Source organism: Streptomyces sp. NPDC002499 (assembly GCF_053595415.1).
In genome coordinates this window covers 176,274-202,952 of record NZ_JBSFXO010000008.1, presented here as the reverse complement: position 1 = coordinate 202,952, position 26,679 = coordinate 176,274, and the positions used below count along the sequence as shown (strand labels likewise).

General features: G+C 72.2%; 22 protein-coding genes. 17 read left to right on the top strand and 5 right to left on the bottom strand.

Annotated elements, in window-relative coordinates; all coding sequences use genetic code 11:
• Positions 1–16 precede the first annotated feature (16 nt).
• Complete coding sequence (locus ACWD5F_RS23765; protein WP_401712384.1) at positions 17–481, bottom strand: MarR family winged helix-turn-helix transcriptional regulator; 465 nt, start codon at positions 479–481, stop codon at positions 17–19.
• Positions 482–706: 225 nt separating this feature from the next.
• Here ACWD5F_RS23765 and ACWD5F_RS23760 point away from each other — a divergent pair, with 225 nt between their 5' ends.
• The 8 genes from ACWD5F_RS23760 to ACWD5F_RS23725 all read left to right on the top strand — a co-directional run bounded on the left by ACWD5F_RS23760 (position 707) and on the right by ACWD5F_RS23725 (position 8,029).
• Positions 707–1,462 carry a CoA transferase subunit A gene (locus tag ACWD5F_RS23760; RefSeq protein WP_451257067.1) on the top strand — a complete coding sequence of 252 codons (756 nt, stop codon included), beginning with the start codon at positions 707–709 and terminating at the stop codon, positions 1,460–1,462.
• Positions 1,462–2,106 (top strand): CoA transferase subunit B, encoded by a 645-nt coding sequence (locus ACWD5F_RS23755; protein WP_401712390.1) that lies wholly within the window; start codon positions 1,462–1,464, stop codon positions 2,104–2,106. Before ACWD5F_RS23760 ends, ACWD5F_RS23755 begins: the two co-directional genes overlap by 1 nt.
• A complete protein-coding gene (locus tag ACWD5F_RS23750; protein WP_451257065.1) occupies positions 2,103–3,308 on the top strand; it encodes a thiolase family protein in 1,206 nt (401 codons plus the stop codon). The genes ACWD5F_RS23755 and ACWD5F_RS23750 overlap by 4 nt, the downstream gene beginning before the upstream one ends.
• A gap of 21 nt (positions 3,309–3,329) precedes the next feature.
• Entirely contained in the window at positions 3,330–4,103 is a 774-nt protein-coding gene (gene pcaH / locus ACWD5F_RS23745) for a protocatechuate 3,4-dioxygenase subunit beta (RefSeq protein ID WP_401712395.1), read from the top strand.
• A 6-nt stretch (positions 4,104–4,109) separates the two neighbouring features.
• Positions 4,110–4,715 carry a protocatechuate 3,4-dioxygenase subunit alpha gene (pcaG, locus tag ACWD5F_RS23740; protein ID WP_451257063.1) on the top strand — a complete coding sequence of 202 codons (606 nt, stop codon included), beginning with the start codon at positions 4,110–4,112 and terminating at the stop codon, positions 4,713–4,715.
• Positions 4,712–6,043: a 3-carboxy-cis,cis-muconate cycloisomerase gene (gene pcaB / locus ACWD5F_RS23735; protein WP_451257061.1), complete on the top strand. Its 1,332-nt coding sequence runs from the start codon at positions 4,712–4,714 to the stop codon at positions 6,041–6,043. Before pcaG ends, pcaB begins: the two co-directional genes overlap by 4 nt.
• Positions 6,040–7,158, top strand: coding sequence for a bifunctional 3-oxoadipate enol-lactonase/4-carboxymuconolactone decarboxylase PcaDC (pcaDC, locus tag ACWD5F_RS23730; RefSeq protein ID WP_451257059.1), 1,119 nt, complete (start codon positions 6,040–6,042; stop codon positions 7,156–7,158). Before pcaB ends, pcaDC begins: the two co-directional genes overlap by 4 nt.
• 79 nt (positions 7,159–7,237) lie before the next feature.
• Positions 7,238–8,029, top strand: a complete 792-nt coding sequence (locus tag ACWD5F_RS23725) for an SDR family NAD(P)-dependent oxidoreductase (RefSeq protein ID WP_451257057.1) — start codon at positions 7,238–7,240, stop codon at positions 8,027–8,029.
• Positions 8,030–8,053: 24 nt separating this feature from the next.
• Here the strand turns inward: ACWD5F_RS23725 and ACWD5F_RS23720 are convergent, their stop codons facing one another.
• Complete coding sequence (locus tag ACWD5F_RS23720; RefSeq protein ID WP_451257055.1) at positions 8,054–10,735, bottom strand: ATP-binding protein; 2,682 nt, start codon at positions 10,733–10,735, stop codon at positions 8,054–8,056.
• 180 nt (positions 10,736–10,915) lie between these two features.
• Between ACWD5F_RS23720 and ACWD5F_RS23715 the strand changes: the two genes are divergently transcribed.
• The 3 genes from ACWD5F_RS23715 (at position 10,916) to ACWD5F_RS23705 (ending at position 14,481) form a co-directional block, all read left to right on the top strand.
• On the top strand, positions 10,916–12,229 hold the full coding sequence (locus ACWD5F_RS23715) for an MFS transporter (protein ID WP_451257053.1): 1,314 nt from the start codon (positions 10,916–10,918) through the stop codon (positions 12,227–12,229).
• Entirely contained in the window at positions 12,220–13,374 is a 1,155-nt protein-coding gene (locus ACWD5F_RS23710) for an anhydro-N-acetylmuramic acid kinase (RefSeq protein ID WP_451257051.1), read from the top strand. The genes ACWD5F_RS23715 and ACWD5F_RS23710 overlap by 10 nt, the downstream gene beginning before the upstream one ends.
• Positions 13,375–13,464: 90 nt before the next feature.
• Complete coding sequence (locus ACWD5F_RS23705) at positions 13,465–14,481, top strand: DUF2510 domain-containing protein (protein ID WP_401712419.1); 1,017 nt, start codon at positions 13,465–13,467, stop codon at positions 14,479–14,481.
• Positions 14,482–14,625: 144 nt separating this feature from the next.
• Here the strand turns inward: ACWD5F_RS23705 and ACWD5F_RS23700 are convergent, their stop codons facing one another.
• On the bottom strand, positions 14,626–15,240 hold the full coding sequence (locus ACWD5F_RS23700; RefSeq protein WP_451257049.1) for a TetR/AcrR family transcriptional regulator C-terminal ligand-binding domain-containing protein: 615 nt from the start codon (positions 15,238–15,240) through the stop codon (positions 14,626–14,628).
• Positions 15,241–15,463: 223 nt separating this feature from the next.
• Between ACWD5F_RS23700 and ACWD5F_RS23695 the strand changes: the two genes are divergently transcribed.
• Both ACWD5F_RS23695 and ACWD5F_RS23690 read left to right on the top strand, forming a co-directional pair.
• A complete protein-coding gene (locus ACWD5F_RS23695) occupies positions 15,464–16,321 on the top strand; it encodes a phosphatase PAP2 family protein (protein ID WP_451257047.1) in 858 nt (285 codons plus the stop codon).
• Positions 16,318–17,295 (top strand): hypothetical protein, encoded by a 978-nt coding sequence (locus ACWD5F_RS23690; RefSeq protein ID WP_451257045.1) that lies wholly within the window; start codon positions 16,318–16,320, stop codon positions 17,293–17,295. Before ACWD5F_RS23695 ends, ACWD5F_RS23690 begins: the two co-directional genes overlap by 4 nt.
• 50 nt (positions 17,296–17,345) lie before the next feature.
• Here the strand turns inward: ACWD5F_RS23690 and ACWD5F_RS23685 are convergent, their stop codons facing one another.
• Both ACWD5F_RS23685 and ACWD5F_RS23680 read right to left on the bottom strand, forming a co-directional pair.
• Positions 17,346–18,059 (bottom strand): phospholipid scramblase-related protein, encoded by a 714-nt coding sequence (locus tag ACWD5F_RS23685; RefSeq protein ID WP_451257043.1) that lies wholly within the window; start codon positions 18,057–18,059, stop codon positions 17,346–17,348.
• 25 nt (positions 18,060–18,084) lie between these two features.
• On the bottom strand, positions 18,085–20,139 hold the full coding sequence (locus ACWD5F_RS23680) for a phosphocholine-specific phospholipase C (protein ID WP_451257041.1): 2,055 nt from the start codon (positions 20,137–20,139) through the stop codon (positions 18,085–18,087).
• A 363-nt stretch (positions 20,140–20,502) separates the two neighbouring features.
• On the opposite strand from ACWD5F_RS23680, the gene ACWD5F_RS23675 reads away from it, so the two are divergent.
• The 4 genes from ACWD5F_RS23675 (at position 20,503) to ACWD5F_RS23660 (ending at position 26,631) form a co-directional block, all read left to right on the top strand.
• Positions 20,503–21,030: a hypothetical protein gene (locus ACWD5F_RS23675; RefSeq protein WP_401712437.1), complete on the top strand. Its 528-nt coding sequence runs from the start codon at positions 20,503–20,505 to the stop codon at positions 21,028–21,030.
• 448 nt (positions 21,031–21,478) lie between these two features.
• Entirely contained in the window at positions 21,479–23,611 is a 2,133-nt protein-coding gene (locus ACWD5F_RS23670; RefSeq protein ID WP_451257039.1) for a hypothetical protein, read from the top strand.
• 84 nt (positions 23,612–23,695) lie between these two features.
• Positions 23,696–25,228, top strand: a complete 1,533-nt coding sequence (gene pelF / locus ACWD5F_RS23665; protein WP_451257037.1) for a GT4 family glycosyltransferase PelF — start codon at positions 23,696–23,698, stop codon at positions 25,226–25,228.
• Positions 25,225–26,631, top strand: coding sequence for a hypothetical protein (locus tag ACWD5F_RS23660; RefSeq protein ID WP_451257035.1), 1,407 nt, complete (start codon positions 25,225–25,227; stop codon positions 26,629–26,631). Before pelF ends, ACWD5F_RS23660 begins: the two co-directional genes overlap by 4 nt.
• The last annotated feature ends 48 nt before the right edge of the window (positions 26,632–26,679 follow it).

Below are 26,679 nucleotides of genomic sequence, written 5' to 3'. Positions count from 1 at the left end.
GGACCGGCCCCGGCGCTCAGCGCTGCGTCACGAGGGGTTCCGCCGGGTTGCGGAGCCCCTCGGCCGCGTCGGCGACCCGCTGGATGAGGTCGCAGAAGACCGTCTGTTCCGCGGCGGACAGGGGCGAGAGGAAGACGCGGTTCATCCGGGCCGTGCGCACGCTCAGCTTGCGGTGGGTGCGCTCGCCCTCGTCGGTGAGACGGAGCAGGGACCGGCGGCCGTCCTGCGGGTCGCGCACCTTGTCGAGCAGCCCGCGGCGGCCGAGCCGGCTGATCACCTCGGCGATCGTGGACCGGTCCAGCCCCACCCGCTCCCCCACCGTGCGCTGGTCCAGGCCCGGCTCCTCGACGAGCGCGTTGAGGACCGCGAACTGCGGCGAGGTGATCTCCTCCGAGACCATCGTGTTCCACAGCAGGTAGTGCGCCTGCTGGAGCCGCCGGGCCAGATGCCCGGGGTGGGTGGTGAGGTCCAGCGCGGCCATGTCCGCCCCCGAGGTCGAATTGGTTGGTGCACTGACGATACTCGCGTATCTCCGGGTTGTCTCCATGAATGCGCCGCCCCTGACCTCGCACTTCTCCCAGCTCTTGACGTCACACGCGTCGAGTGGCAGCGTGAAGGAAACTTCACCAGGATGCTCAGTGCTCTGATGAATAGTGCGCTCACGGACAGGGCCCTGATGAACTCCGGACGAGATGGAGCTTCGCGGATGGACAAGGTGGTCCCCACAGCCTCCGAGGCGGTGGCCGATGTGCCGGACGGCGCGACGCTCGCGGTCGGCGGCTTCGGCCTGAGCGGCGTGCCGAACGTGCTCATCCAGGCCCTGTACGAGCGCGAGGTCACCGGTCTCGGCGTGGTCTCCAACAACTGCGGCGCGATGGAGTCGGGCCTCGCGGTCCTCCTCGCGGCGGGCCGGATCGCCCGGGTGACGGGCTCGTACATCGGCGCCAACAAGGAGTTCGCGCGCCAGTACCTGGCCGGCGAGCTGGAGGTGGAGCTGATCCCGCAGGGCACGCTCGCCGAGCGGCTGCGGGCCGGCGGCGCCGGGATCCCCGCGTTCTACACCCCGGCGGGCGTCGGCACCCAGGTCGCCGAGGGCGGACTGCCCTGGCGCTACGACGGTACGGGCGGGATCGCGCTCGCCTCGCCGCCGAAGGAGGTACGGGACTTCGACGGCACGGAGTACGTGCTGGAGAGGGGCATCCGCACCGACTTCGCGCTCGTGCGGGCGGCGCAGGGCGACCGGCACGGCAACCTGGTCTTCAACAAGTCCACGCGCAACTTCAACCCCCTCGCCGCGATGGCCGGCCGGATCACGATCGCCGAGGTCGAGGAGCTGGTCGAGCCCGGCGAGATCGACCCGGACGCGGTGCACCTGCCGGGGATCTTCGTGCAGCGGGTGGTGGCGCTCACCCCCGAGCAGGCCGCCGACAAGCGGATCGAGCAGCGGACGGTGAGCAGCTGATGGCCTGGACACGCGAAGAGATGGCGGCCCGCGCGGCGCGCGAGCTCTCCGACGGGCAGTACGTCAATCTCGGCATCGGCCTGCCGACGCTGATCCCGAACTACCTCCCGCCCGGCGTCGAGGTGGTCCTGGAGTCCGAGAACGGCATCCTGGGCACCGGCCCCTACCCGACCGAGGACCAGGTCGACCCGGATCTGATCAACGCCGGCAAGGAGACCGTCACGGTCCTGCCGGGCGCCTCCTTCTTCGACTCGGCGCTGTCGTTCTCGATGATCCGGGGCGGGCACATCGACGTGGCCGTGCTCGGCGCCATGCAGGTGTCGGCCGGCGGCGACCTGGCGAACTGGGCCATCCCCGGCAAGCTGATCACCGGGATCGGCGGGGCGATGGACCTGGTCCACGGCGCCCGCTACGTCATCGTCGTCATGACCCACACCGCCAAGGACGGCTCGCCGAAGATCCTCACGGAGTGCGCGCTGCCGCTCACAGGCAAGGCGTGTGTGAACCGAGTCATCACCGACCTGGGCGTGATCGACGTGACCGAGGACGGCCTGGTCCTCGTCGAGACCGCGCCCGGTGTCGGTGTGGACGAGGTCATCGCCAAGACCGACGCGAAACTGACCGTCCCGGAGGTTCTGCTGTGAACTCGGTTTACATCGTCGACGCCGTCCGCACCCCGATCGGCCGTTACAGCGGCGGCCTCGCGAGCGTCCGCCCGGACGACCTCGCCGCCCACGCCATCCGCGAACTCCTCGCCCGTACGCCCGACCTGGACCCGGCCCGCATCGAGGACGTCTACTTCGGCAACGCCAACGGCGCCGGTGAGGAGAACCGCAACGTCGCCCGCATGGCAGGGCTGCTGGCCGGCCTCCCCACCTCCGTGCCGGGCGTGACCGTCAACCGCCTGTGCGCCTCCGGCCTCGAAGCCGTCATCCAGGCGGCCCGCGCCATCGCGGTGGGCGACGCCTCCATCGCCGTGGCGGGTGGCGTGGAGTCGATGACCCGCGCGCCGTACGTGCTGCCCAAGTCGGAGCGGCCCTTCCCCGCAGGGCACACCGAGCTGTACTCGACCACGCTGGGCTGGCGTATGGTCAACCCGAGGATGAACCCGGAGTGGACCATCCCGCTGGGCGAGTCGGCCGAACTCATCGCCGACAAGCACAAGATCAGCCGCGAGCAGCAGGACGAGTTCGCGCTCGCCAGCCATCAGAAGGCGGCCAAGGCGCAGGCCGAGGGCCTCTTCGACGCCGAGATCACGCCCGTTCCGGTCCCGCAGCGCAAGGGCGACCCGGTCTCCTTCGCCGCCGACGAGTCCGTACGGGCCGACGCGTCCCTGGCGGCCATGGCCCGGCTCAAGCCGTCCTTCCGCGAAGAGGGCGGCACGGTCACCGCGGGCAACGCGTCGCCGCTCAACGACGGTGCGGCGGCGCTGCTGTTGGTGGACGAGGAGGGCCTCAAGGCCACCGGTCGCGAGCCGCTCGCCCGGGTGACCGCCACCGGTGTGAACGCACTCGACCCGCAGTACTTCGGACTCGCCCCGGTCGAGGCCGTGAACCGCGCACTCGCCAAGGCGGGCAAGGGATTTGACGACCTGTCAGTCCTGGAGCTCAACGAGGCCTTCGCCGCCCAGGTGCTCGGATGCGTCGCCGAATGGCCCGAGTTCGATTCCGCGATCCTCAACCCCCAGGGCGGCGCCATCGCGCTGGGCCACCCGCTGGGCGCCTCCGGTGCCCGCCTCGCCGGTACCGTCGCCCACCAACTCGCCCGCAAGGGCACGGGAGTCGGTGTCGCCACACTCTGCATCGGCGTGGGTCAGGGACTGGCCCTCGTCCTCGAACGCCAGTAACAGGATCACCAGGGAACCCCCATGACTCTCACCCAGCAGGACATCGACCAGGAGATCGCGGCCGAGCACGCCGCCTACGAGAAGCGCGTCGCCGACGGCGCCCCCGTGGAGCACCATCCGCGCCGCGGCTACGCGCCGTACCGCTCCTCCGTACTGCGGCATCCGAAACAGCCGCCGGTCGCCATCGACGTCAGCCAGGACCCGGAGCTGGTGGAGCTGCACTCCCCCGCCTTCGGCGACCGCGACATAACCGAGATCGACAACGACCTGACCCGGCACCACCGGGGCGAGCCGATCGGCGAGCGGATCACGGTGTCCGGACGGCTCCTGGACCGCGAAGGGCGGCCCGTCCGGGGCCAGTTGATCGAGATCTGGCAGGCCAACTCGGCGGGCCGCTACGCGCACCAGCGCGAGCAGCACGACGCCCCGCTGGACCCGAACTTCACCGGCGTCGGCCGCACGATCTCCGACGCCGACGGCGCGTACCGCTTCACCACGATCCAGCCGGGGCCCTACCCCTGGCGCAACCACGTCAACGCCTGGCGCCCGGCACACATCCACTTCTCGATGTTCGGCACGGCGTTCACGCAGCGGCTGGTGACGCAGATGTACTTCCCCAGCGACCCGCTCTTCCCCTACGACCCGATCATCCAGTCGGTCACCGACGACGCGGCACGCGAGCGGCTGGTCGCGACGTACGACCACAGCCTGTCGGTGCCGGAGTTCTCGATGGGCTACCACTGGGACATCGTGCTGGACGGCCCGCACGCCACCTGGATCGAAGAAGGACGCTGACCCGCCATGACGAAGATCGACACGAGCCGTCCGGACTCCGTCCTGCCCACCCCCTCGCACACGGTCGGCCCCTTCTACGGCTACGCGCTGCCCTTCCCCGGCGGCGGTGACATCGCGCCCGTCGGCCACCCCGACACGATCACGATCCAGGGACACGTCTACGACGGCGAGGGCACCCCGCTGCCGGACGCGCTCGTGGAGCTGTGGGGTGCCGGCCCCGACGGGAACGTGCCGACCGCCAACGGCTCGATCCGGCGCGACGCGGCGACCGGGGGCTATCTGGGCCGCAACGGCGTGGAGTTCACGGGCTGGGGGCGGATCCAGACCGACGCGGATGGCCACTGGTGCGCGCGGACACTGCGGCCGGGGGCGCGCGGGCGGAGTGCGCCGTACGTCAGTGTGTGCGTGTTCGCGCGCGGGCTACTGGTGCACCTGTACACCCGGATCTATCTGCCGGGCGACGAGGCCGCGCTGGCCGCCGACCCGCTGCTGTCCCGGCTGCCGGACGAGCGACGCGACACGCTGATCGCCACGGACGGGGGCGACGGCACATACCGTTTCGACATCCGCCTTCAGGGCGAAGGCGAAACGGTCTTCCTGGAGTTCCAGTGACTTCTGTCGATCCCGACACCGGCCTGCTCGCCCCCGGGTGGGCAGGCTCCCCGGCCGCCTCGGCGACCGGCGACACCGCGTACCTGCGGGCGCTGCTCGACGCCGAGGCCGCCCTGACCCGGGCCCAGGCCTCGCTGGGCCTCGCCCCGGCCGCGGCGGCCGACGCGGTGACGGCGGCGGCCGTCGCCGACCGCTTCGACACGCGCTCCCTCGCCGGGCGCGCCCGGTCCGGCGGCAACCCGGTCATCCCGCTGGTCGCGGACCTGACGAAGGCGGTCGGCGCGGAGTACGGGCCCTACGTCCACCGGGGCGCGACCAGCCAGGACATCCTGGACACGGCGACGATGCTGGTCGCGAAGCGCACCCTGGACCTGGTCCTGGCCGACCTCGGCCGCACCGAGCGGGCCCTTGCCCGGCTGGCCGCCGACCACCGGGACACCCCGATGCCGGGGCGCACCCTCACCCAGCACGCCGTCCCGACGACGTTCGGGCTGAAGGCGGCCGGCTGGCGGTCCCTGGTCCTGGACGCGCGGGACCGGATCGAGACGGTACGCGCCGCACTGCCCGCCCAACTCGGCGGCGCGGCGGGGACGTTGGCCGCCTTCACGGCGTACGGCAGCCAGGACCCGTCGGCCCTCGTGGCGGCGTTCGCCCGTGAACTTGGCCTGCGCGAGCCGGCCCTCCCCTGGCACACCCTCCGCACACCGATCGCCGATCTCGCCGGGTGTCTGGCCTTCGCGGCCGGGGCGCTGGGCAAGGCGGCGACGGACGTGCTCACGCTCGCCCGGACGGAGCTCGCCGAGGTCACGGAGGGCAGCGGTGGCGGTTCGTCCGCCATGCCGCACAAGGCCAATCCCGTACGGTCCACGCTCATCGTCGCCGCGGCCCGGCGGGCGCCGCAGCTCGCCGCGACCCTGTACGGGTCGCTGGTCGCCGAGGACGAGCGGCCCGCCGGGGCCTGGCATGCCGAGTGGGAGCCGCTGCGCGACCTGCTCCGGCTGGTCGGCGGGGCCGCGCGGGACGCCGCCGAACTGGCCGAGGGACTGCGGGTCGACGCGGCGGCCATGCGTGAACACCTCGCGCTGACCCACGGGTTGATCGTCTCGGAACGGCTCTCCGCCGAGCTGGCCCCCGTGCTCGGCCGGGCCCGCGCCAAGACCCTGCTCACGGAGCTGGCCGCACGGACCTACAGCGACGGCCGCCCGCTCGCCGAACTCCTCGCGGCGGAACCCGAGTTGAAGGACGTCGACCTCGACGAGCTCACCGACCCTGCCCGCTACACCGGCTCCGCCGGAGCCCTCACCGACCGTGCCCTGGAGCGACGTTGACCGATCTGCTGCTCAACCACCGTGCCGAGGGGCCCGCTTCCGCTCCTCCGCTGCTGCTCGGGCCCTCGCTGGGCACCTCGTACGCCCTGTGGGACAAGGTCGCGCCCGAGTTGTCGGTCACCCGTCGTGTGGTGCGCTGGGACCTGCCGGGGCACGGCGGGTCGGCGGCCGGGCTGATCGGGGCCGGCGCGACCGTCGGTGACCTGGCCGACCTGGTGCTCGCGCTCGCCGACTCGCTGGGCATCGAGCGGTTCGCGTACGCGGGGGTGTCGTTGGGCGGGGCGGTCGGGCTGCAACTGGCCGTGGACCACCCGGAGCGTGTCGAGTCGCTGGCGGTGATCTGCTCCTCGGCCCACTTCAACGGCTCCAAGGCGTGGGAGGAGCGGGCCGAGCGGGTCCGTCGCGAAGGGATGGCGTGGCTGGTCGAGAGCGCGAACGCTCGCTGGTTCGCAGGGGACTTCACCGTGCCGCGGCTCGTCCAGGACCACGCGGACGCCGACCCCGAGGGCTATGCCGCGTGCTGTGACGCGCTGGCCGCCTTCGACCTGCGCGACCGGCTCGGCGAGATCTCCGCGCGGACTCTGGCGATCGCCGGCCGCGACGATCCCGCGACCCCGCCGGCGCAGCTGCGGGAGATCGCGGACGCGGTGCCGGGCGCCGCGCTGGTGGAGATCCCGGGGGCCTCGCACCTGGCGCCCGCGCAGTGCCCCGAGGCCGTCCTCACGACGCTGCGGGCGCATCTGGACGGCGGTGCCGAGCGGGGCATGGAGGTGCGGCGCGAGGTGCTCGGGGACGCGCACGTGGACCGGGCGCAGGCGCGGCAGACGCCGTTCACCGCCCGCTTCCAGGACTTCATCTCGCGCTACGCGTGGGGCGAGATCTGGACCGACCCGACGCTGACCCGCCGCGAGCGAAGCATGATCACGCTGACCGCGCTGGTCGCGCACGGGCACTACGACGAGCTGGCCATGCATGTGCGGGCGGCCCGGCGCAACGGGCTCACCCCGGAGGAGATCGGGGCGGTGCTGCTCCAGACGGCCGTGTACTGCGGGGTCCCCGCGGCGAACTCGGCGTTCGCGACCGCGCAGCGGGTGCTGGCGGAGGAGGACGACTGACGGTGCCGAAGGTGTCCCTGGTGGTCGTAGCCCCAGAAGTGCCTCGCACAGGGGCCCGAAGCGTGCCTACTGTGGGGCTATGTCCACCCTTCTGATCACCGGTGCCACCTCCGGTCTCGGCCGCCACCTCGCCTTCGAGCTGGTCCGTGCCGGACACCTCGTCCTCGCCCACGGCCGCGACCCGGGCCGTACCGAGCGGCTGGTGGAGGAGTTGCGCACCGAGGGCGACGCCGAGGGGTTCGTCGCCGATCTGGCCTCGCTGGCCCAGGTGCGCGAGCTGGGCGAGCAGGTCGCCGCCGCGCATCCCGAACTGAACGTGCTGATCAACAACGCCGGAGTGGGCGGCGGTGCACCCGACTCCGGCCGGGAGCTGAGCGTCGACGGCCATGAACTCCGCCTCGCCGTCAACTACTTGGCGCCGGTCGCGCTCACCCGCACCCTGCTGCCGGTGCTGCGCGCCGACCCGCCGGCCCGGATCGTCAACGTCGGCTCGGCGGGACAGGAGCCCCTCGACCCCGACGACCCCGAGTTCACGCGCGGCTACGGCGGCTTCGCGGCGTACTGCCGCAGCAAGTTCGCGCTGGCCGCGTACACCTTCACACTCGCCGAGGAACTGGCCGGCACGGGCGTCTCGGTGAACGTGCTGCACCCGGCGACCTTCATGGACACGGCGATGGTCCGGGAGGGCGGAGTGACGCCCTGGAACACCGTCGCCGACGGGGCGCCCGGCGTACTGGCCCTGGCGACCCGGGAGTCGGGCACCGGCGGCTACTTCGACGGCACCCGTCCTGCGCGGGCGCACGAGGAGACGTACGACCCCGCGGTGCGGAAGCGGCTGGCGGCGGTGACCGATCAACTGCTGGCGCTCTGAGGCACATACGCCGACGCCTGCTGCTCACCTCAGTCCGCGGCCCGTGTCCAGCACCTCCCGTGCCTTCGTCGCCAGGCCGTCGGCGCCGCACGAACGCGCCAGCGTGAGGCCCCGGTTGAGCTCGGCGACCGAGCGGGCGGCAATGCCGTACTCGACGCGGGCCGCCGCGTGTTCGTACTGGCAGGGCGAGGCCTCCAGGTAGGCGACGGCCTGGGCGGCCAGGCGTACCGCGCGCTGGCCGGTCTCCAGGGCGGCGGCGCAGCGCAGGGCCTCGCCGATGGCCGTGTCGGTGCCGAAGCGCTCGGCCCGGCGGCGGACGTCGCTGACCAACTGGGCGGCGCGGACCGGGTCTTCGGTGGCGAGCGCGGGCGCGAGGGCGACGGCCCAGGGCACGAGCACCGGGTTGTGGTGGCCGCGGGCGGTCGCGGCCTTCTCGGCCTGCTCCAGTTCGTTGATCCCGTCCTTGGTACGGCCTACGGCGAGCAGCAGCCGGCCGCGCACCGAGCGCGGGTCGGGCAGCACGATGGTCGAGGGGTACGGCGGTGCGAAGCCGTACTGCTCGGCGATCGACCAGGCCTCGTCGACATGGCCGCGGGCGAGCAGCACGTCGACCAGGTTGCAGGTCGCCGACCAGTACAGGGGCAGTCCGCGGCCGACGCGCTCGGCGAGCCGCAGCGATTCGCGCAGGGAGGACTCGGCCTCCCGCAGCCGGCCGCGCCTGCGGTGTCCGAGACCGACGTAGGCGTGCGCCAGGGAGAGGTGGCCGCCGCTCCAGCCGGCCGACTCGTAGGCGCGCAGGGCCTCGTTGTAGAGGGACTCGGCGCGGTCGAGGCGGTCGCTGTAGGCGTAGGCGCCGGCGAGCATCATCAGCAGTTCGATGCCCCACTCGGTGTCGGTCCAGCCGAGGCCGGGTGCGAGGCGGCCGTTGACGAGGGCGCGGTCGCACAGCTCGACGACCTCCTCCGCGTTCTCACCGTGGGTCATCGCGTCGAAGCCGCGCAGGATGAGCAGGGCGCGCTCGGAGTTGTCGCGGCCGGTGCAGGTCGCGACGAGTGCGGCGAGCTGCTCGGAGCGGCCGGGTGAGCTGGTCTCGCCGGCGTGGATGCCCTCCCACATGAAGTGCACGGCCTGGAGCCGCAGTCGGGCGGGGCCGTCCTCGTGCCGGGCGGTCTCCGCCTCGACCGTGCGGACGGCCTCGTCCAACTGGTCGTTGTGGAGCAGGGCTTGGGAGAGGCGGTAGACGGCCTCCACCCGGGTGTCGCTGTCGAGGCCGGGCATCGCGAGGGCCGTCTGGAGGTGCGAGATGGTCCGGGCGGGCGCGGTGAGCAGGGTGGCGCAGCCGAGTTCGTAGAGCACGGAGGCGTGGACCGTGGCGACGGGCGGTTCCACCAGGGCGCGTTCCAGGCAGCGGCGGGCCGCGTCGGGGGCGCCGACGGCGAGGTGTTCGCGGGCGGCCTCGCGCAGTTGCTCGACGAGTTCCTCGTCGCTGTCGGGGTGCACCTGGAGGAGATGGCGCGAGGCCATGGCGGCGCCGAAGCCGTAGTCGGTGACGACCTTGGCGGCGATGCCGTGCATGGCGGTGCACAGGGCGTCGGGGATGGAGTTGTAGACGGCCGTGGCGATCAGCGGGTGGACGAACTCCAGGTCGCCGTCGCCCACTTGGTGGCCGGCCGGGTCGGGTTCGGTGAGGATGCGGGCGGAGCGCAGGAGGTCGGCGCAGCGCGAGGCGTTCTCGTACTCCAGGGTGGCGAGCCTGGCGACCAGGCCGACGGAGATGCCGGTGCCGAGGATGGCGGCCGCCCAGGCGAACCGGGTGGCGTCGATGCCGAGTTCCTCCAGGCGGGCGACGAGTCCGCCGCCGCGGGCGGAGCGGTTGAGGGCGCGCAGTTCGGCGGCGGCGCCCTCGGTCGGTTCCAGGTCGCTGTCCTGCACCTTGGCGAGGAGTTCGACGGTCTCGTACGGGTTGCCGCCGGTGACGGCCCAGACCTCGCGGCAGAACGGGGCGTCCGCGTGCGGGCCCAGGGTGGCGCGGGTGAGTCCGGCGGTGGCCTGCGGGGTCAGGGCGCTGAGGTCGTCGAGGGGGCGGCCCGCGGCGGCGACCGTGTCGAGGTGGCGGGCGCTCTCGCCGGAGACCTCACCGGGGCGGTGGGCCACGACGAGCAGTACGGAGAGGTCGTCGAGGCGCTCGGCGAAGGCGGCGAGCCAGCGCAGGGTCTCCTGGTCGGCCCAGTGGGCGTCGTCGATGAGCAGCACGAGGGGCCAGTCGCGCCGGGCCAGCCGGCGCACCGCGGCGACCAGTCCGTCGCACACGCCCTGCGGGTCGGCCTGGCGCTCGCCCGGCTCCGCGATGCCGAGGGCGGGTCCCGCGATGTCGAACCAGTCGCCCAGGTACTCGCGGGCCTCCTCCGGCATCAGCGACAGCAGCGCGGGCTGGAGCAGTTGCCGTACGACGTTGAAGGGGACCGACCGCAGGGTCTCGCCGCCGCGGGCCGCCCATACGGTGCAGCCGCGCCGCTCGGCGATGCGGCGGGTCTCCGCGAGCAGGGCGGTCTTGCCGATGCCGGCCTCGCCGCGGACCACCAGGAGGCTGCCCGCGCTCACGTTGTCGGCCTTCAGGGTGTCGAGCGCGCGCTCGACCGCCGCGACTTCTTCCTCGCGCTCCCAGAGGGGGTCCGAGGCGGCCTCCGTGGGCCCTACCTCCGTCATCCCGCTACCTCCCCAAGTCGCCCGAACGACGTACAGCCCTTGAGCGTAGCCGCACGAATGCCGAAGTGGAGGCGGGTCCGGGCAGCTCTTGCCGTGACGGGTGACAGCGAGTTCGCGCGGTCGACGCACGGGCACGGTGACCTGCCTGTGTTGAAGTGACAGACAGTCAAAGGCGTTCAAATGACGTTGATTTTCGGACAACGCCCCACGGCGAGGGGCTCGGCTGCGCTACGGGCACTGGCGGCGGGGTCGGTGGGCAACTTCGTCGAGTGGTACGAGTTCGGGGTCTACGGCTACTTCGCGACCGTCATCGCGGCGCAGTTCTTCACCCCGGCGGGCGGCGGTGAAGCGGAGGCGCTGGTGCGGACGTACGCGTCGTTCGCGCTGGCCTTCTTCTTCCGGCCCGTCGGCGCGGCCGTGTTCGGGCGCCTCGGCGACCGGATCGGCCGCCGTCCGGTGCTGATCCTGGTGATCGTGCTGATGACGGGCGCGACCACGCTGATCGGCGCGCTGCCGACGTACGCGACCGCGGGCGCCCTGGCACCGTGGCTGCTGACGTTCCTGCGAGTGGTCCAAGGGCTGTCCGCGGGCGGGGAGTTCGGGGGTGCGGTGGCGGTGATGACAGAGTTCGCGCCGCCGGGCCGGCGCGGGCTGTACGGGGCGTGGCAGTCGTTCACGGTGGCGCTCGGACTGCTGGCCGGTGCGGGTGTGGCGGCGGTACTGGGCTGTCTGCTGACGGAGGCTCAACTGCACGACTGGGGCTGGCGATTGCCGTTCCTGCTGACGTTGCCGATGGGGCTCGCGGCGCTCCGGCTCAGGCTGCGGCTGGACGAGACGCCCGCGTTCGTCCGAGAGGCGGCGGCCGTGCGACCGCGACCGCGAGAGGTGGCCTGCGCGATCGCGCTGGGCGCGGGGCGGGTCATGGGCTGGGCGGCGGCCGGATACACCTTCCTGGTCGTCCTGCCGTCCTATCTGCAGAGCACGCTCGACGCCTCCTTCCAGCAGGCGCTGCTCGCCACCGCGCTGGCCAACCTGGGGTTCGCGGCCACGATCCTGCCCGCGGGCGCGCTCAGCGACCGGATCGGCCGGCGGGCGGTGATGCTGACGGGCGCGCTGCTCGTGGTGGCCCTCGCGCTGCCGCTGCTCAACCTCCTTCAGAACACGACGACTTCGTACGCGGTGAAGGGGACGGCACTGTTCGGCGCGGGCGCGGTGGTGGGCCTGATGGCAGGGCCGGGCCCGGCGATGCTCGCCGAACTCTTCCCGACGACCGTGCGCCATACGGGCCTGGGACTCGCCTACGCCCTGTCGAATGCCGTGTTCTCGGGCTGCGCCGGGCTCATCATCACGGAAACCGTGGAGCGGACGGGGAACGTCGACATTCCTGGGTACTACGCGGCAGCGACCTGTGCGGTGAGCGTGCTGGCACTGGCCAGGACGCCCAGGAACGGCCAGGGCTCCCAGAAGAAAGGCGAGTTGAGCGGATGCGGGTGATCGGCCTGATGTCGGGCACGTCCTACGACGCCATCGACGCGGCGGCGGCCGAGCTGAGCCTCGACGCCGACAGCCTCGTACTGAAGCCGCTCGGGATGGTGAGCCAGCCGTACGACGAGGAACTGCGGGAGACGCTCGCGGCCGCCCTGCCACCGGGAACCTGCTCACTGGCCGAGGTGTGCCGCCTCGACACCCGGATCGGGCAGGCCTTCGCGGCGACGGCCGTCCGGGCGGATCACGAACTGTGCGACGGAGGTGCCGAGTTGGTGGCCTCGCACGGGCAGACGGTCTTCCACTGGGTCGAGGACGCCACCGTCCACGGCACGCTCCAGCTCGGGCAGCCGGCCTGGATCGCCGAGGCGACCGGGCTGCCGGTGGTCGCCGATTTCCGGCCCCGGGACATCGCCGCGGGCGGTCAGGGCGCGCCCCTGGTCAGCCTGTTCGACCTCCTGTGGCTGCGCGGCCGCCCCGGCACGCCCGTCGCCCTCAACATCGGCGGCATCGCCAACCTCACCGCGCCCGACGGCACCGCCTTCGACACCGGTCCCGGGTGCGCGCTGATCGACGCGGCGGCGAGCGGGTTCAGCGGCGGACGGTTCGCGTACGACGTCGACGGGGCGGTGGCCGCCCGCGGCAGGGTGCACGAGCCGCTGTTGCGCCGGCTGCTCGCGGAGCCGTACTACGGACTGCCCGCGCCGAAGACGACGGGCAAGGAGCTGTTCCACCTCGGGTATCTGCGGGACGCGCTGGCCGGGTTCGGGACGCTGCGGGCTGAGGACGTCGTCGCCACGCTGACCCGTCTGACGGCCGAGACGGTCGCGACAGCGGTGCTTTCGGTGGCGGCCACCGAGGTGATCGCCTCCGGCGGCGGCATCCGCAATCCGACGCTCATGCGGATGCTGGCCCGGCTGCTGCCCGGGGTGGCGGTGCGCACCTCCGACGAACTGGGCCTCCCGTCGGACGCGAAGGAGGCGTACGCCTTCGCCGTCCTCGGTTTCCTTACCGCGCACGGCCTGCCGGGCACCGATCCGGTCAGCACAGGGGCGCGGCACGCGAGCGTGCTCGGGTCGATCACGCCGGGAGGGGAGGGGTGGCGACTGCCGACGGCGGGGGCGCGGGCGCCGGTGCGGCTGGTGGTGGTCTGAGGCGGGGACAGCAGCCAGGTCTCCCGGATTGATGTCCGGAAGCCGGGGTCCTCTCATCCCGCTTTCACTGACGCCTCATACGGTGGGGTCATGACGCAGGTGACTCCTCCCGGGTGGTATCCCGATCCCGGGCAGACAAGTGAGGGTCCCGCCGCCGAGCGCTGGTGGGACGGCAAGGCATGGACGGACCAGACCCGCCCCGCGGGCTCGGCCGCCGAATGGGGTCCCACGGCGCAGGCGCCGACGGCCGAGGGGTATCCGGTGCATCCCGGCTACCCGGCCTATCCGGCGTACCCCGGTCAGCCGCCGGCGGCCCCGCGGCGCGGGTTGCGCACGGGTATAGCCGTCGCGGTCGCCGTGGCCGTACTCGCCGCCATAGGCGTGGGCGTGTGGGCGCTGACCGACGACGGCGGCTCGGGCGGTGGTACCGCGCAGCAGCCACCGGGCACGGCCGGCGGGCAGAACGGGGGCGGTGGTCAGGGCGGTCCCTTCGGCGGCAACGGAGGGTCAGGCGGTACCGGTGGGTCCGGCGGTGGCACTCCCTCGCCCGCCCCGAGCCAGTCCGAGGCGCCGAAGATCGAGAGCGGCTCGGTGACCGACTCGATCAGCGGGATCAGCATCCCGATCCCGAAGGACTGGTTCGGGCAGCAGATCACGGTGGGCGCGCAGGTGACGTCCAACGACTCCTACAAGTGCCCCGGCGACACCTCGCAGTCCTGCACCAAGGGCGGCGCCTACTCGGCACCCGCCCAGGCGCTGGGCACCGCGGGGACCACGGCCGAGGCGGTCGCCAAGGCCGACATCTCGACGAACGCGGACGAGTCGTACGGCGGCAAGACCTACGGCTCGATCACCTCGCACGACGTGCTGGCCTCCAAGGCCGTCACGGTGGCGGGGCAGAAGGGCTATCTGGTCCGCTGGAAGGCGGTCACCAGCAAGGGCGCCGACGGTTACGTCGAGTCGCTCGCCTTCCCGGCGCCCGCCAACCCGAAGCTGATCGTCGTGATCCGTTTCGGCGTCGACGTCGGCGAGAAGCAGAGCGTCATCGACGACATCACCAAGGGCATCAAGGTGTCCACCGGCAGCGGCGACGGCCAGACCGTCTGAACCGCCCCGGACGTGGATCGGCCGGGCAGGGCCCCCTCCGCTCAAGAGAGGCCCCGCCCGGCCGGGGTTACGCGCCGCCCCCGTCCCCACGGTGCGGCGCGCGCAGGCCACCGTCCAGTCATCCCGTGGACGGCGACCCGGTTCTCAGGTGAGGCCGAGTGTCGGTAGGACGGCGGCCTCCACGAAGCGGACGAGATACTCGGGGTCGGCGTCCTCGCCCTCCAGGACGGGTCGGGCCCGCATCACACCGAACATCTGCGCCGGCACGTACGGCAGCGCCGGATGGTCGGCCGAGACCTCGCCGCGCTCCACACCGCGCCGCAGGATGCACTGGAGCGCGCAGATCTCGGGGTCGACGAGCGCCTCGCGCAGCGCCTTCTGAAGATCCGGGTCCTGGGTGATGGCGTGGCCGAGCGCCGACAGGAGCTTGGTGTCCTTGTGCCCCCACTGCGCGGAGGCCCGCGCGACCTGGCGCAGGTCCTCGGCGAGCGAGCCGGTGTCGATGCCCTCGAAGCGCACCTTGCGGCCCGAGCGCAGCGCCGCCGCCACGAACTGGGGCTTGGTCCGCCACTGGCGGTAGAGCGTCGACTTGCTGCAGCGCGTGCTCGCGGCGACGCCCTCCATGGTCACGGAGTCGTACCCGCATTCGCGGACCTGTTCGAGCACGGTGTCGAAGAACTCCTGCTCACGCTCCCGCGTGAGCTTGGAGCGGCGCGAGGCGGCGACCGTCTCCGGTTCGTCCGCGGCCTGCGACGTCATCGGCTCTTCTCCTCGCTCTGGTCTCGCGGTCCCCCGTCCGAGGGCCGGTTATTCCAGTGTGCAGCACTTTCTTGGTGTGAAGAACATCTATCGATACGCCAGTGTACCGGTACACATCCGTATCGGTACACTGTCGTATCGGTACGGCGACGTATCGATGAGTTCCGGCCTCGGCCGGAGTCTCATACCGCACCACCACACGCACCAGCGAAAGGGCCGGGGGATGAATGCCCGCACCGAGCCTGCAGAAGGGGAGACCGACGCGATAGCGCGGCCTCCGGTCGTCCGTGAGCTCCTGCTCGTCGCAGGACTCTTCCTCGTCTACAAGTTCGGCCGGCAGCTGGCCACGGGCCACACCGGTGAGGCTCTCCACAACGCGACCCGCGTGTGGGACCTGGAACGGACGCTCCATCTCCCCGGTGAGGGCTCGGTGCAGTCCCTGCTGCTGCACGGCGACGACCTGGCCCAGATCGCGAACACCTACTACGCGACCGTGCACTTCCCGGCCACCGCGGCCTTCCTGGTCTGGCTCTACCTGCGGCGCCCCGCGCACTACGTGTGGGCCCGCCGGGTCCTGGCCACGGTCACCTCGGCCGCCCTGGTGCTCCCCTTCGTCTTCCCGCTGGCGCCGCCGCGGATGCTGGCCGCCACGGGCCTCGTCGACACCGCGCGCGTGTACGGACCCTCGGTCTACGGCCCGCCCTCCTCCGACCACCTGTCGAACCAGTTCGCGGCGATGCCCTCGCTGCACTTCGGCTGGGCCCTGATGGTGGCCGTCGGCCTGATCGCCGCCACCCGCTCGCGCTGGCGCTGGCTGTGGCTGCTGCACCCGCTGGTCACCCTGATGGTGATCGTGGGGACGGCGAACCACTACTGGCTCGACGCGATCGTGGCCACCGCCATGCTCGGTGCCGCGCTCGCCCTGATCCACCGGCCGCCGCGCACGGCGCCGATCGCCAACCGCGACGGGGAGAGCACGGACAAGACGGGGAAGACGAGCAAGACACAGAAGCCCGTACCGGCCGAAGGGCCCGCCGGCTCGTCGACCGACGACAACGTCCTGGTCGGAGCGGGCCGATGAGCGCCACCGCCGTCGCCGTCGTCCTGTCCCTCTTCTCCGCCGTCGCCTACGCGGCCGCCGCGGTCGCCCAGGAGCGGCTGGCCTCCCGCCATCCCGGCTCGGGCCTGCTGCGCCTGCTGGGCTCGACCGCCTGGTGGTGGTCGGTGCTGCTCAACGCGTCCGCCGCGCTGCTGCACGTGGTGGCCCTCAAGTACGGTCCGCTGACCGTGGTCCAGCCGCTCGGCGCGCTCACGCTCGTCGCCGCGGTGCCGATGGGCGCGCGGATCGCCGGCCGCAAGGTCAGTTCCGTGGAGTGGCGGGGTACGGCCCTCACGCTGCTCGGTCTGTCCGCGATCCTCGTGACCGCGTCCGGACAGGCGCCGGAGACGGTGCTGAGCGTGCCCGAGGCGGTGGGGGTCGCGGGTGTCACGGCGACGCTCATCGGCATGCTGGCGTGGCCGGGTGCCCGGCCCGGGCTGCGACACGCGAGCGCGTCCGGCTTCGCCTCCGGTGTCGCCTCGGCGCTCACCCAGACCGTGACGGTGGCCGCCACTGACCGCTCGGGCCCGCTGCTGAGCTGGCAGGTGATCGGGGTGGCGCTGCTGGTCGCGGCCTTCGCGACGGGCGGGCTGTTGCTGTCGCAGACCGCCTACCGGGGCGGCCTCGGCGCACCGCTGGCCGTGGTGACGCTGGCCAATCCGGTGGCCGCCGCGGCGATCGGACTCGCGCTGCTCGGCGAGCGGTTGCAGGGCGGGGCGGCCGGTGTGCTGCTGGCCCTCGCGGGCGCGGGACTGGCGTCCTGGGGTGTCGTCCTGCTCACCCGGGCGACGCCCGACGCGGTCGCCGCCGACAGGTTCGCGGACGTCTATCCGGTGTCGACCGTCGACGACGAGCACCCGGTGGCTGCCGTCCTCGCCCTGAAGCCCGAAACGGCGTCCCAGGAACCGGCGTTGGTGCCCCGCCAGCCGGAGCAGGGACACCTGACCTCGCTCTGAACGCCGTACGGCGTGGGTCCTCTGCGACTCCGGGCCGTACGGCGAGAGCGTCAGTCGACGGCGCTGTCGTCCTGCTTCAGGGCCGTGTCCACGGTGAGCGCCGCCGCGACGACGAGGCTCAACAGGGGCTCGGACAGCTGGTGGTGGATCTCCAGGGCGCAGTGGTCCGCGGCCGTGAACGGCGTCCGGGCCAGGCCCTCCCAGGTCTTGGTGATCCGGGCGACCTCACGGTCGTAGTCGTCCACGACCGAGAAGTTCCAGGCCTGCCGGTTCTCCGCCCTGATCGCGCCGATCAGCTGGTAGTCGGGCGTGAGGATCGCGAAGTCGATCCCCTCGGCCTCCTCCTGCTGGACGATCTCGCCGACGGGCGTCCCGTCCGGACGGGTCACGGTGACCTGCGGCCTGCGGAGCTTCGCCGGCCGGGACAGCAGCAACTGCGGCTGTCCCGCGGCGTCCCGGATCTCCAGCCGGTGGGTGAGGAACCGGTCGAGGCCGGAACCGAAGCGGAGCGCCTTCTTCAGCGTGCTCCGTACCGCCTCGGTGACCGAACCGATCCCCGTGCCGTGCTGATCCATGACCTGGTACTCGTTGGCCGGCTCGATCTCCCCGACCTGCTCAACCGGTTCGGCCTTCAGGCCGACCACCAGGACCGGCTCCGTGAAGAGCGCGCCGCCGGGGCCGCTGGGCGCGACCCCGGCCTGCTGAGGCAGCTGCCGGGCGGCCGGTGGCTGCGCATCGTCCGGGACGTTCGGATCAGTGGTCACCGGCGCACAGTACCCCGCGCCCTTCTCACCTCGTGATGATCGCCGGGTCGCTCACGCCGGGGCGGCCGTTCTCCACGTGTCCGGCGAAGCGGCGCAGGAACGCCGTGTCCGTCTCGGACGTGACCGTCAGGTCGTACCACCGCTTGCTCGCCGCGAGGTCGACGGTGTGGTGCACGGTGGCGCCGGGGCGCACGCTGAACGTCCGCGGGCGGCAGCCGTATCCGCCGGACAGCTTCAACTTGGCCGTGCGGGAGCCCTTGTTGGTGAAGGTCAGCTCGACGTCGTCGCCGGTGTGCCGGGCGGTGACCTCGGGGCCCGCGGTCTTGTTCGACCCCTTGAAGGCGCGCAGGAAGCCGTTGGGGCCGTGCACGGTGAGGTCGTACGACCCGTTCGAGTACGCCGAGTTCCAGGTGTCGGAGACGGTCTTGCCGGCCTCGGTGGTGTAGCTCCAGGGGCCGTCGGTGCGGTTGCCGGAGGTGACCAGGAAGGCGGCACCGGCCTTGGCGCCGGAGGCGAAGGTCAACGTGAACTTGCCGGCCGCCGAATCCACCGAACCGTCCACGCGCGGGGCGTACTTGAGCGGGCGGGCCGGGCGCAGTCCGCGCTCCTGCTTGGGCAGGGTGCCACTGGCGGGCGGGGTCGGCACGTAGTCCGGGTGGCGGACCTTGTCCGGCGGCTCGTAGCCGTCGGTGTCGGGCAGGGCGACCGGCCTGGTGTCCTTGTCCGAGAAGTCGAAGGCCCCGGTCAGGTCACCGCAGACGGCCCGGCGCCAGGGCGAGATGTTGGGCTCGTGGACGCCGAAGCGGCGCTCCATGAACCGGATGATCGAGGTGTGGTCGAGCGTCTCGGAGCAGACGAAGCCGCCCTTGCTCCAGGGCGAGACGACCAGCATCGGCACGCGCTGACCGAGTCCGTAGGGGCCGGCCGGGTGGCCGCTGTCGCCGGCGAACAGGTCGAGCGTGGGGTCGATCGTCGACTTGCCCTGCGCGGCGGAGCCGGCCGGGAACGGCGGGACCAGGTGGTCGAAGAAGCCGTCGTTCTCGTCGTAGGTGATGAACAGCGCGGTCTTGCCCCACACCTTGGGGTCGGCGGTGAGCGCGTCCAGGACCTGCGAGACGTACCAGGCACCGTAGTTCGCGGGCCAGTTGGGGTGCTCGGTGAAGGCCTCGGGGGCGACGATCCAGGAGATCTTCGGCAGCTTGCCGCCCTTGACGTCGGCCTTCAGCTGGTCGAAGAAGCCCTCGCCCTTGGTGGCGTCGGTGCCGGTGCGGGCCTTGTCGTAGAGCGGGTCGCCCGGCGCGGCGTTGCGGTACTGGTTGAAGTACAGCAGCGAGTTGTCGCCGTAGTTGCCGCGGTAGGCGTCGTTGATCCAGCCCCAGCCGCCGGCCGCGTCGAGTCCGTCGCCGACGTCCTGGTAGATCTTCCAGGAGACGCCGGCCTGCTCCAGGCGCTCGGGGTAGGTGGTCCAGCTGTAGCCGACCTCGTCGTTGCCGAGGACCGGGCCGCCGCCCTTGCCGTCGTTGCCCGTGTAACCCGTCCACATGTAGTAGCGGTTGGGGTCCGTCGAGCCGATGAACGAGCAGTGGTAGGCGTCGCAGATGGTGAAGGAGTCGGCGAGCGCGTAGTGGAACGGGATGTCGTCCCGGTTGAGGTACGCCATCGTCGTGGAGCCCTTGGACGGCACCCACTTGTCGTACTTGCCCGCGTTGAAGGCGGCGTGGCCGTCGTTCCAGCCGTGCGGGAGGTCCTGGATGAAGGCGAGGCCCAGGTCGTCGGCGTCGGGGTGGAAGGGCAGGATCTCCTTGCCACTCGCGTCCTTCTGGTGCCACACGGACGTGCCGTTCGGCCAGGTCACCGGGCGCGGGTCGCCGAAGCCCCGGACGCCCCTGAGCGAGCCGAAGTAGTGGTCGAACGAGCGGTTCTCCTGCATCAGGACGACGATGTGCTCGACGTCCTCGATGGACCCCGTGCGGTGGTTCGCGGGCAGCGCGGCGGCGCGCTCGATGCTGCTGGAGAGCGCGGTGAAGGCCGTGGTGGCGCCCGCGAGTTGGAGGAATCTGCGCCGGTTGACTTCGGGCATGGGGGACTGCCTCTCCTCTTGACGGTGCGACGTGCCGGTGCGCCTTGCCGGAACATGACGGGTTCCGCGCGCTGCGAGTTTTGCAAGGGCGCCGAACGTCAGGGAAGGGTCGGGTGTCGCCGATGTGAAACTCGGCGGTACGTGAGGTGTGTTGGCAAAGAACGTCCCATGGTGACAACAGTGGGATATTCGCCAATCACGCCCGGCCACCGCCGAGCAGGACCGAACTCGGCCGACCACGAAGCGCCACGTGACGACGCGTTTACACCGCCTTCACAGGACATGCACTTCCGGCCGACCTGAGCGTTCGCTGTGCTTCGCGGGGCAGACGGGGCGCGAGGCCTCTGCCTAGCCTCCCGAGCCATGAGATCCACTCTGCCGAGACGCCTCGGTCTCACCGCCGTACTCGCCCTCGCCCTCGCCGTGTTCGGCCTGACTCCCAGTGCGAGCGCGGCCCCGGCGGCCCAGGCCGACGTCACGTTCGCCACCGACAGCGCGACCACCACGCCCGGTGGCACGGTGAACCTGTCGATGACGCTCACCAACAACCACACCTACGACGTCTGGTTCGTCTACCAGACGATCGACCCGACGTGGCTGACCACCCAGCGCCCCGACCTGAAGTACAGCTTCACCGGGTGCACGCTGGCCACGGCCACCGGCTCCACCCCGTGCTCGGGCACCGGCCCCGCGAACCTCGGCACCAACTACGGCGCGACCATCCCGCCCGGTCAGAGCCGTACGGTGACCCTGACGCTGCAGATCGCCGCCGACTCCGGCTGCAACGGCAACATCGGCTTCTACTCGTACTACTACATCGAGTTCAGCGACAGCACGAACATCAGCGGCGGCCCGGCCTACACGCCCGAGACCCGGGTGCTCTGCGCCTGACGGCCCCGTACATCCGACGACCTCGCACGGCGGCGGGCCCGCGTCGGCCGGCCGCCGCCCGTATCGCGAGACCCGGGTGGTCCAAATCCGGACTAGATCGGAAAGGACGCGGCGCGGCTCGATCGACCGGTCGACCGATCACCGGAGTGGGCCGTTCGGCTCCGATGATCGATCCCGGACCAGCGGACAGGGCCTCGATGCGCTTCCGCGGGCTACCGGACTCCCGTTCTGCGGGCGCCTGTTCGGCCGCCGCGGCGACCGAATGGACGCCTCACTTTTCCGTCACGTTTCGCAGCATGACCACAAAAGCTATACAGGGGCACCACTATGTGACGCGACTGATGCGTGACGACTGGCGTCTGAGGGGGGCGTGGCGTCGCGCATGGGGGCGCGCCCGCTCCGACGGGAGCAAGTGGGCCGCCCCTGCCCGGGGAGGGAACAACACCGCATGAAGCGGACCATACGCACGACCGCGCTCACTGTGGGCGCCCTCATGGCCTCGTTCGCCCTGCCGGCGGCCACGGCCCACGCCGACGCGGTCACGCCCCGCGTCGATCTGCGGGTCCTGATCGTGAGCGACGGAGGCCCGTCCACCGACGCCGTCGCGGCCGAACTGGACACCGAGGGAACGCCGTACACCGAGATAGACCTGCGGGACTCCGCGAGACCCGTGATCGACGCGGACTTCCTCGCGGACACGGTGGACGGCGTTCCGCGCGCCAAGTTCCAGGCCGTGGTCCTGCCCAACGACAACCCGTTCGCGGCCGGTTCGGCCGAGATGACGGCGCTGGCCGCCTACGAGCAGACCTACGCGATCCCGCAGGTCGACGCCTACACCTACGCGCGTCCGGAGGCCGGGCTCAACTACCCGGTCAACGGCGGCTATTCGGGCAGCCTGGACGGTGTCTCCGCGCAGGTCACCACCGCCGGCGCGGCCGGGCCGTTCGGCTACCTGGACGGGCCCGTGCCCTTCGAGGACAACTCCCCGACCGTGGGCGAGAGTTACGCCTATCTGTCGACGCCCGTCGCGGGCGCGGACTTCACCTCCTACGTCGACGCCCCGATCCCCGGCGGGACGACGCGGGGCTCGCTGGTGGGCGAGTACCGGCACGACGGGCGCCGGGAGCTGGTCGTCACGTTCGTCTACAACCAGTACCAGGAACAGTTCCGGCTGCTGGCGCGCGGCATCGTGGAGTGGATGACCGGCGGCGTGCATCTCGGCGCCTCCCGCAACTACTTCGCGGTCCACGTGGACGACGTGTTCGCGGCCGACGACCGCTGGGACTCCACCCTCAACTGCACGCCCGGCGACATCGACTGCCCGCCCGGCCAGGGCGTGGAGAACCCGATCCGGATGACCGCGGCCGACGTCGACCACGCGGCCGACTGGCAGACCGAGCACGGCATCACCCTCGACATGGTCTACAACGGCGTCGGCAGCGTGAACCAGCGCGAGGACAACGACGGCGTCGACGCGCTCGCCGACGAGTTCGTCACCGACCGCGACAGCTTCCGCTGGGTCAACCACACCTACTCGCACCCGTTCCTGGGCTGTGTGCAGGACGTGACCGTGGTGCCGTGGAAGTGCGCCACCAACGCCGACGGCAGCACCCAGTGGGTCGGCCAGAACGAGATCTCCGACGAGATCGCGACCAACCGCGCCTGGGGTCAGTCGGTCGGACTCCCGCTGGACACGCAGGAGTTGGTGACCGGCGAGCACTCGGGTCTGCGGATCCTGCCGCAGCAGCCGGTGGACAACCCCAACCTGGCGCCCGCGCTGACCGCCAACGGCGTGAAGTGGCTCGCCTCCGACAACTCCCGTGACCCGGTGCAGCGTCAGGTCGGTCCGGCGACGACGGTCTCGCGCTACCCGATGAACATCTTCTACAACGCGGGGCGCACCGCCGAGCAGGTCGACGAGTACAACTGGATCTACACCGGCCGGGCCCAGGGCGGCAGCGGCATCTGCGAGGACAACCCGGCGACCTCGACCTGTCTGGCCGCGCCGCTGTCCACCTCCACCGGGTACGCCGACTACATCGTGCCGCTGGAGACCAGGACCGCGCTCGGGCACGTGCTCTCCAACGACCCCAAGCCGCACTTCATCCACCAGTCGAACCTGACCGAGGACCGCATCGCCTACCCGGTGCTGGACGGTGTCCTGGACGGCTACAACGGGCTGTTCGCGGACAACACCCCGGTGGTGAACCTGCGGATGAAGGACATCGGCACCGAGTTGCAGCGACGCGCGGCCCGGGACGCGGCGCTCGACGCCGGTCAGATCACCGCGTACCGCATCGGCGACACGGTGACCGTCCAGGCGCCGGACGGGGTTCCCGTGAGCGCGACCCTGCCCACCGGCACCACGCAGGACGGTACGGCGTTCGGCTCCGCGTACGCGGGTGAGGTCTCCGGCTGGACCACCTCGACGGGAGCGCCGCTCGCCCTCGCCCTGCCCTCGTCCACCCCCTCCCTCACCGCGACCGCCGACGCGGCGGACCCGGCGACCACCTCCACCACTCCCCCGACCAAGGTGCCCGCCGGTGTGACCGAGCAGGTTCCCTACGTCCCGGAGAACTGAGCGCGGCACGCCCTACGGTCCCGGTCGCACCCTCGCGGCCGGGGCCGGAACGACCGCCACCGACCTCGGCCGTGGAGCCCATCCATGCACGTTCACGACGGCGCGCGACGCTCCGGCTCAACGCGCGTCACCCTGCTCACCGAAGGCACCTACCCGCACAGTCACGGCGGGGTGAGCGTCTGGTGCGACCAGCTCGTCACCGGCATGCCCGACCTCGACTTCGAGGTCGTCGCCGTGACCGGCACCGGACGCGAACCCCTGGTGTGGGACATCCCGGACCACGTCTCGCGCGTGGTCTCCGTCCCCATGTGGGGACCCGCGCCCGAGGGCCGGCTGCCGCGCGGCAGAAGCCGCAACCAACTCGCCCACGCCTACGAGCAGTTCCTGACGGCGCTGCTCGACCTCCGGGCCGAGCACGGCTTCGCCGACGCGCTGTACACGATGGCGCGGGCCGCGGCGGACGGCACGCTGAGCCCGTTCCTGCGCGGCGACCGGGCGATCGGTGTACTGACGGCGGTGTGGAACCGTCCGGGCCTGGCCGTACGAGAGGCCCGGCCGAGCCTGCACGACGCGATCACCGCGACCACCCTGCTGGAGCACGCGCTGCGGCCGCTGTCCGCGCCGCTGCCCGAGGACGGGGTGGCGCACGCGGTCAGCGGCGGGGTCGCCGCGCTGCCGGGGCTCGCCGCGCTCGAACGGCACGGCGTACCCCTGCTGTTGACCGAGCACGGCGTCTATCTGCGCGAGCGCTACCTCGGCTATCGCACCGCCCCCTACCGCTGGCCCGTGAAGGCCGTCGTGCTGGGATTCTTCCGGCTGCTGGCCGAGGAGACCTACCGGCGGGCGGCCCTGATCACCCCGGGCAACCGCTACAACCGGCTGTGGGAGGAAGAAGGCGGCGCGGACCCCGGTTCGATCCGCACCGTGTACAACGGCGTGGACCCGGGCGCCTTCCCGATGGCCGGTCCGGAGCCGGAACGGCCGACCCTGAGCTGGGCCGGCCGGGTCGACCCGATCAAGGACCTGGAGACCCTCATCCGCGCCTTCGCGCTGGTCCGGGGTCGACTCCCGGACGCCGAGCTGCGGTTGTTCGGCGGCACCCCGCGGGGCGGCGAGGCCTACCGGGAGCGGTGCGAGGCGCTGGCCGCCGAGTTGGGGCACGGCGACGCGGTCACGTTCGAGGGCCGGGTCGAGGACATCAAGGACGCCTACGCGGCGGGGAACGTCGTGATGCTCTCCAGCATCAGCGAGGGCTTTCCGTTCACCCTGATAGAGGCCATGTCGTGCGGGCGGGCGACCGTCTCGACGGACGTCGGCGGGGTGCGGGAGGCCGTCGGGGACACCGGCCTGGTCGTGCCGCCGCGCGACCCGGCACGGATGGCCGCCGCCGCCCTGGAGCTGCTGGCCGACCGCGAACGCCGCCGCACGATGGGCGAGGCGGCCCGGCTGCGGGTCATCGAGCAGTTCACACTGCGCCAGACCGTCGACACCTTCCGCTCGATCTACCTGGAGCTGTCGGCACTGGGCCGGATGTGGACGCCGGACACCACCGTGGAACTCGCCGAAGCCGGCGAGGGCGGCCCGGTGTCGTCGAGGACCGGGAGCATGGCCGGATGAGCGGGCCGATGGCGCTCGAACCGGACGGCTCGGCAGGGGACACGCTCTCCCTCCGGCTGGCCGAGGACCGCTCACGCCGCAGGCGGCTGTCCGACGACCGCACCCTGGCGCTGCGCCAGCCGCACTGGGGCGCGGACCACGCCGCGGTCGACGAGCTCGCCGCCGAACTGGCCGACCGCATAGGACCGGCCGTGCACGCCTACGAGGTCGCCGCGCTGCTGGAGTCGGAGGGCCTGACCTCGGAGGTCATCAAGGAGCGGTACGGCCATCCGAGCCTGTTCTCCCTGGCCGCCGCCCTCTACGAACGGGTGCCGCGCACCTTCCCGGAGCCCGCTCGGCCGGCCGATCCCTGGCGCCCGGACCATGTGCGCTGCGCCCTGCGCGGGGCCCTGTTCGCCCTGCCGGGGCTCGCCTACGTGCTCACCGCGCCGCTGTGGCACGCCGAACGCGCGATCTCCGTACTCGTCGTGGCCGGGCTGATCTCCTGGGCCTGGGGCCAGGCGCTGGGCCACCGGGCCTTCCTGCGCATGACCGCGGGGCGGCGGGAGGCGGGCCGCACCCTGCTCAAGGGCGCCCCGCTGGGTGCCGCGGTGGCGACGGCGGCGGGCTCGCTGGTCGCCGGCTCAGGCCCCGCGGCACTGGCCGCGGGGGCACAGTCGGTGTATCTCGCGGCGGCGGGCGCGCTGTTGGTGCTCGGCGGGGAACGGCTGCTGCTGGCCGCGCTCACGCCGATGATCGCCGGCGCGGCGGTGCTGCCGTGGTGGGAGCCGGGGAACCTGCTGCGGGCCGGGCTGCCGCTGCTGCCCCTGCTGGGCGCGGTGGCCACGGCCGCCTGGGCCCTGCGCGCCGCCCTCGCCACCACCCCGGCGCCGGGCAACTCCCGTCCCCCGCTGCGCCGTTCACTGCCCTACGGCCTGTTCGGACTGGCCGCCGGGTCGCTGGTGCTGCTGACCGGGCAGGACCAGCCGTACGCCGTGATCGTGCTGACCGTGAGCATGGGTCCTGCCGAATGGCTGCTGTACCGCTACCGCGGACTGTCGGTGGCGGCGCTGCGGGCGACGGCCACACCGACCGCCTTTCAGCTGCGCTCGGCGGGCATCCTCGCCCTCTGCCTGTGCGCCTACCTGCTGCCCCTGCTCCCGGCGGCCCTGCTCACCGACTCCGACCCGGCCCCGCTGCTGCTGCTCGCGGCGGCTTTGTGGACGGCCCTGCTGCTCCAGGCGTTCGGCGCGGCCTGGCCGCCGGCCGGGGTCTGTCTCGTCGCCGCAGCGGCGGCGGGCGCGCTCACTCTCAGGGACTCGCTCCCGGTCGTCGAGGCGCTGTCCCTCTGTTGCGGCGTCGCCGCCTTCTGTCTCACGGCGTGCGTACTGCGCCTGCTGGGACGCCCCGCTCCGCACGCCTGACCGCCTGGACCCGGTCCCCGTCCGGACGTGCACCACCCCGTTGTCGCG

Coding starts and splice junctions, on each gene's coding strand:
- ACWD5F_RS23765 (WP_401712384.1), bottom strand. CDS start 481: ATGGCCGCGCTGGACCTCACCACCCACCCCGGGCATCTGGCCCGGCGG.
- ACWD5F_RS23760 (WP_451257067.1), top strand. CDS start 707: ATGGACAAGGTGGTCCCCACAGCCTCCGAGGCGGTGGCCGATGTGCCG.
- ACWD5F_RS23755 (WP_401712390.1), top strand. CDS start 1,462: ATGGCCTGGACACGCGAAGAGATGGCGGCCCGCGCGGCGCGCGAGCTC.
- pcaH (WP_401712395.1), top strand. CDS start 3,330: ATGACTCTCACCCAGCAGGACATCGACCAGGAGATCGCGGCCGAGCAC.
- pcaG (WP_451257063.1), top strand. CDS start 4,110: ATGACGAAGATCGACACGAGCCGTCCGGACTCCGTCCTGCCCACCCCC.
- ACWD5F_RS23725 (WP_451257057.1), top strand. CDS start 7,238: ATGTCCACCCTTCTGATCACCGGTGCCACCTCCGGTCTCGGCCGCCAC.
- ACWD5F_RS23720 (WP_451257055.1), bottom strand. CDS start 10,735: ATGACGGAGGTAGGGCCCACGGAGGCCGCCTCGGACCCCCTCTGGGAG.
- ACWD5F_RS23715 (WP_451257053.1), top strand. CDS start 10,916: ATGACGTTGATTTTCGGACAACGCCCCACGGCGAGGGGCTCGGCTGCG.
- ACWD5F_RS23710 (WP_451257051.1), top strand. CDS start 12,220: ATGCGGGTGATCGGCCTGATGTCGGGCACGTCCTACGACGCCATCGAC.
- ACWD5F_RS23705 (WP_401712419.1), top strand. CDS start 13,465: ATGACGCAGGTGACTCCTCCCGGGTGGTATCCCGATCCCGGGCAGACA.
- ACWD5F_RS23700 (WP_451257049.1), bottom strand. CDS start 15,240: ATGACGTCGCAGGCCGCGGACGAACCGGAGACGGTCGCCGCCTCGCGC.
- ACWD5F_RS23695 (WP_451257047.1), top strand. CDS start 15,464: ATGAATGCCCGCACCGAGCCTGCAGAAGGGGAGACCGACGCGATAGCG.
- ACWD5F_RS23690 (WP_451257045.1), top strand. CDS start 16,318: ATGAGCGCCACCGCCGTCGCCGTCGTCCTGTCCCTCTTCTCCGCCGTC.
- ACWD5F_RS23680 (WP_451257041.1), bottom strand. CDS start 20,139: ATGCCCGAAGTCAACCGGCGCAGATTCCTCCAACTCGCGGGCGCCACC.
- ACWD5F_RS23675 (WP_401712437.1), top strand. CDS start 20,503: ATGAGATCCACTCTGCCGAGACGCCTCGGTCTCACCGCCGTACTCGCC.
- ACWD5F_RS23670 (WP_451257039.1), top strand. CDS start 21,479: ATGAAGCGGACCATACGCACGACCGCGCTCACTGTGGGCGCCCTCATG.
- pelF (WP_451257037.1), top strand. CDS start 23,696: ATGCACGTTCACGACGGCGCGCGACGCTCCGGCTCAACGCGCGTCACC.
- ACWD5F_RS23660 (WP_451257035.1), top strand. CDS start 25,225: ATGAGCGGGCCGATGGCGCTCGAACCGGACGGCTCGGCAGGGGACACG.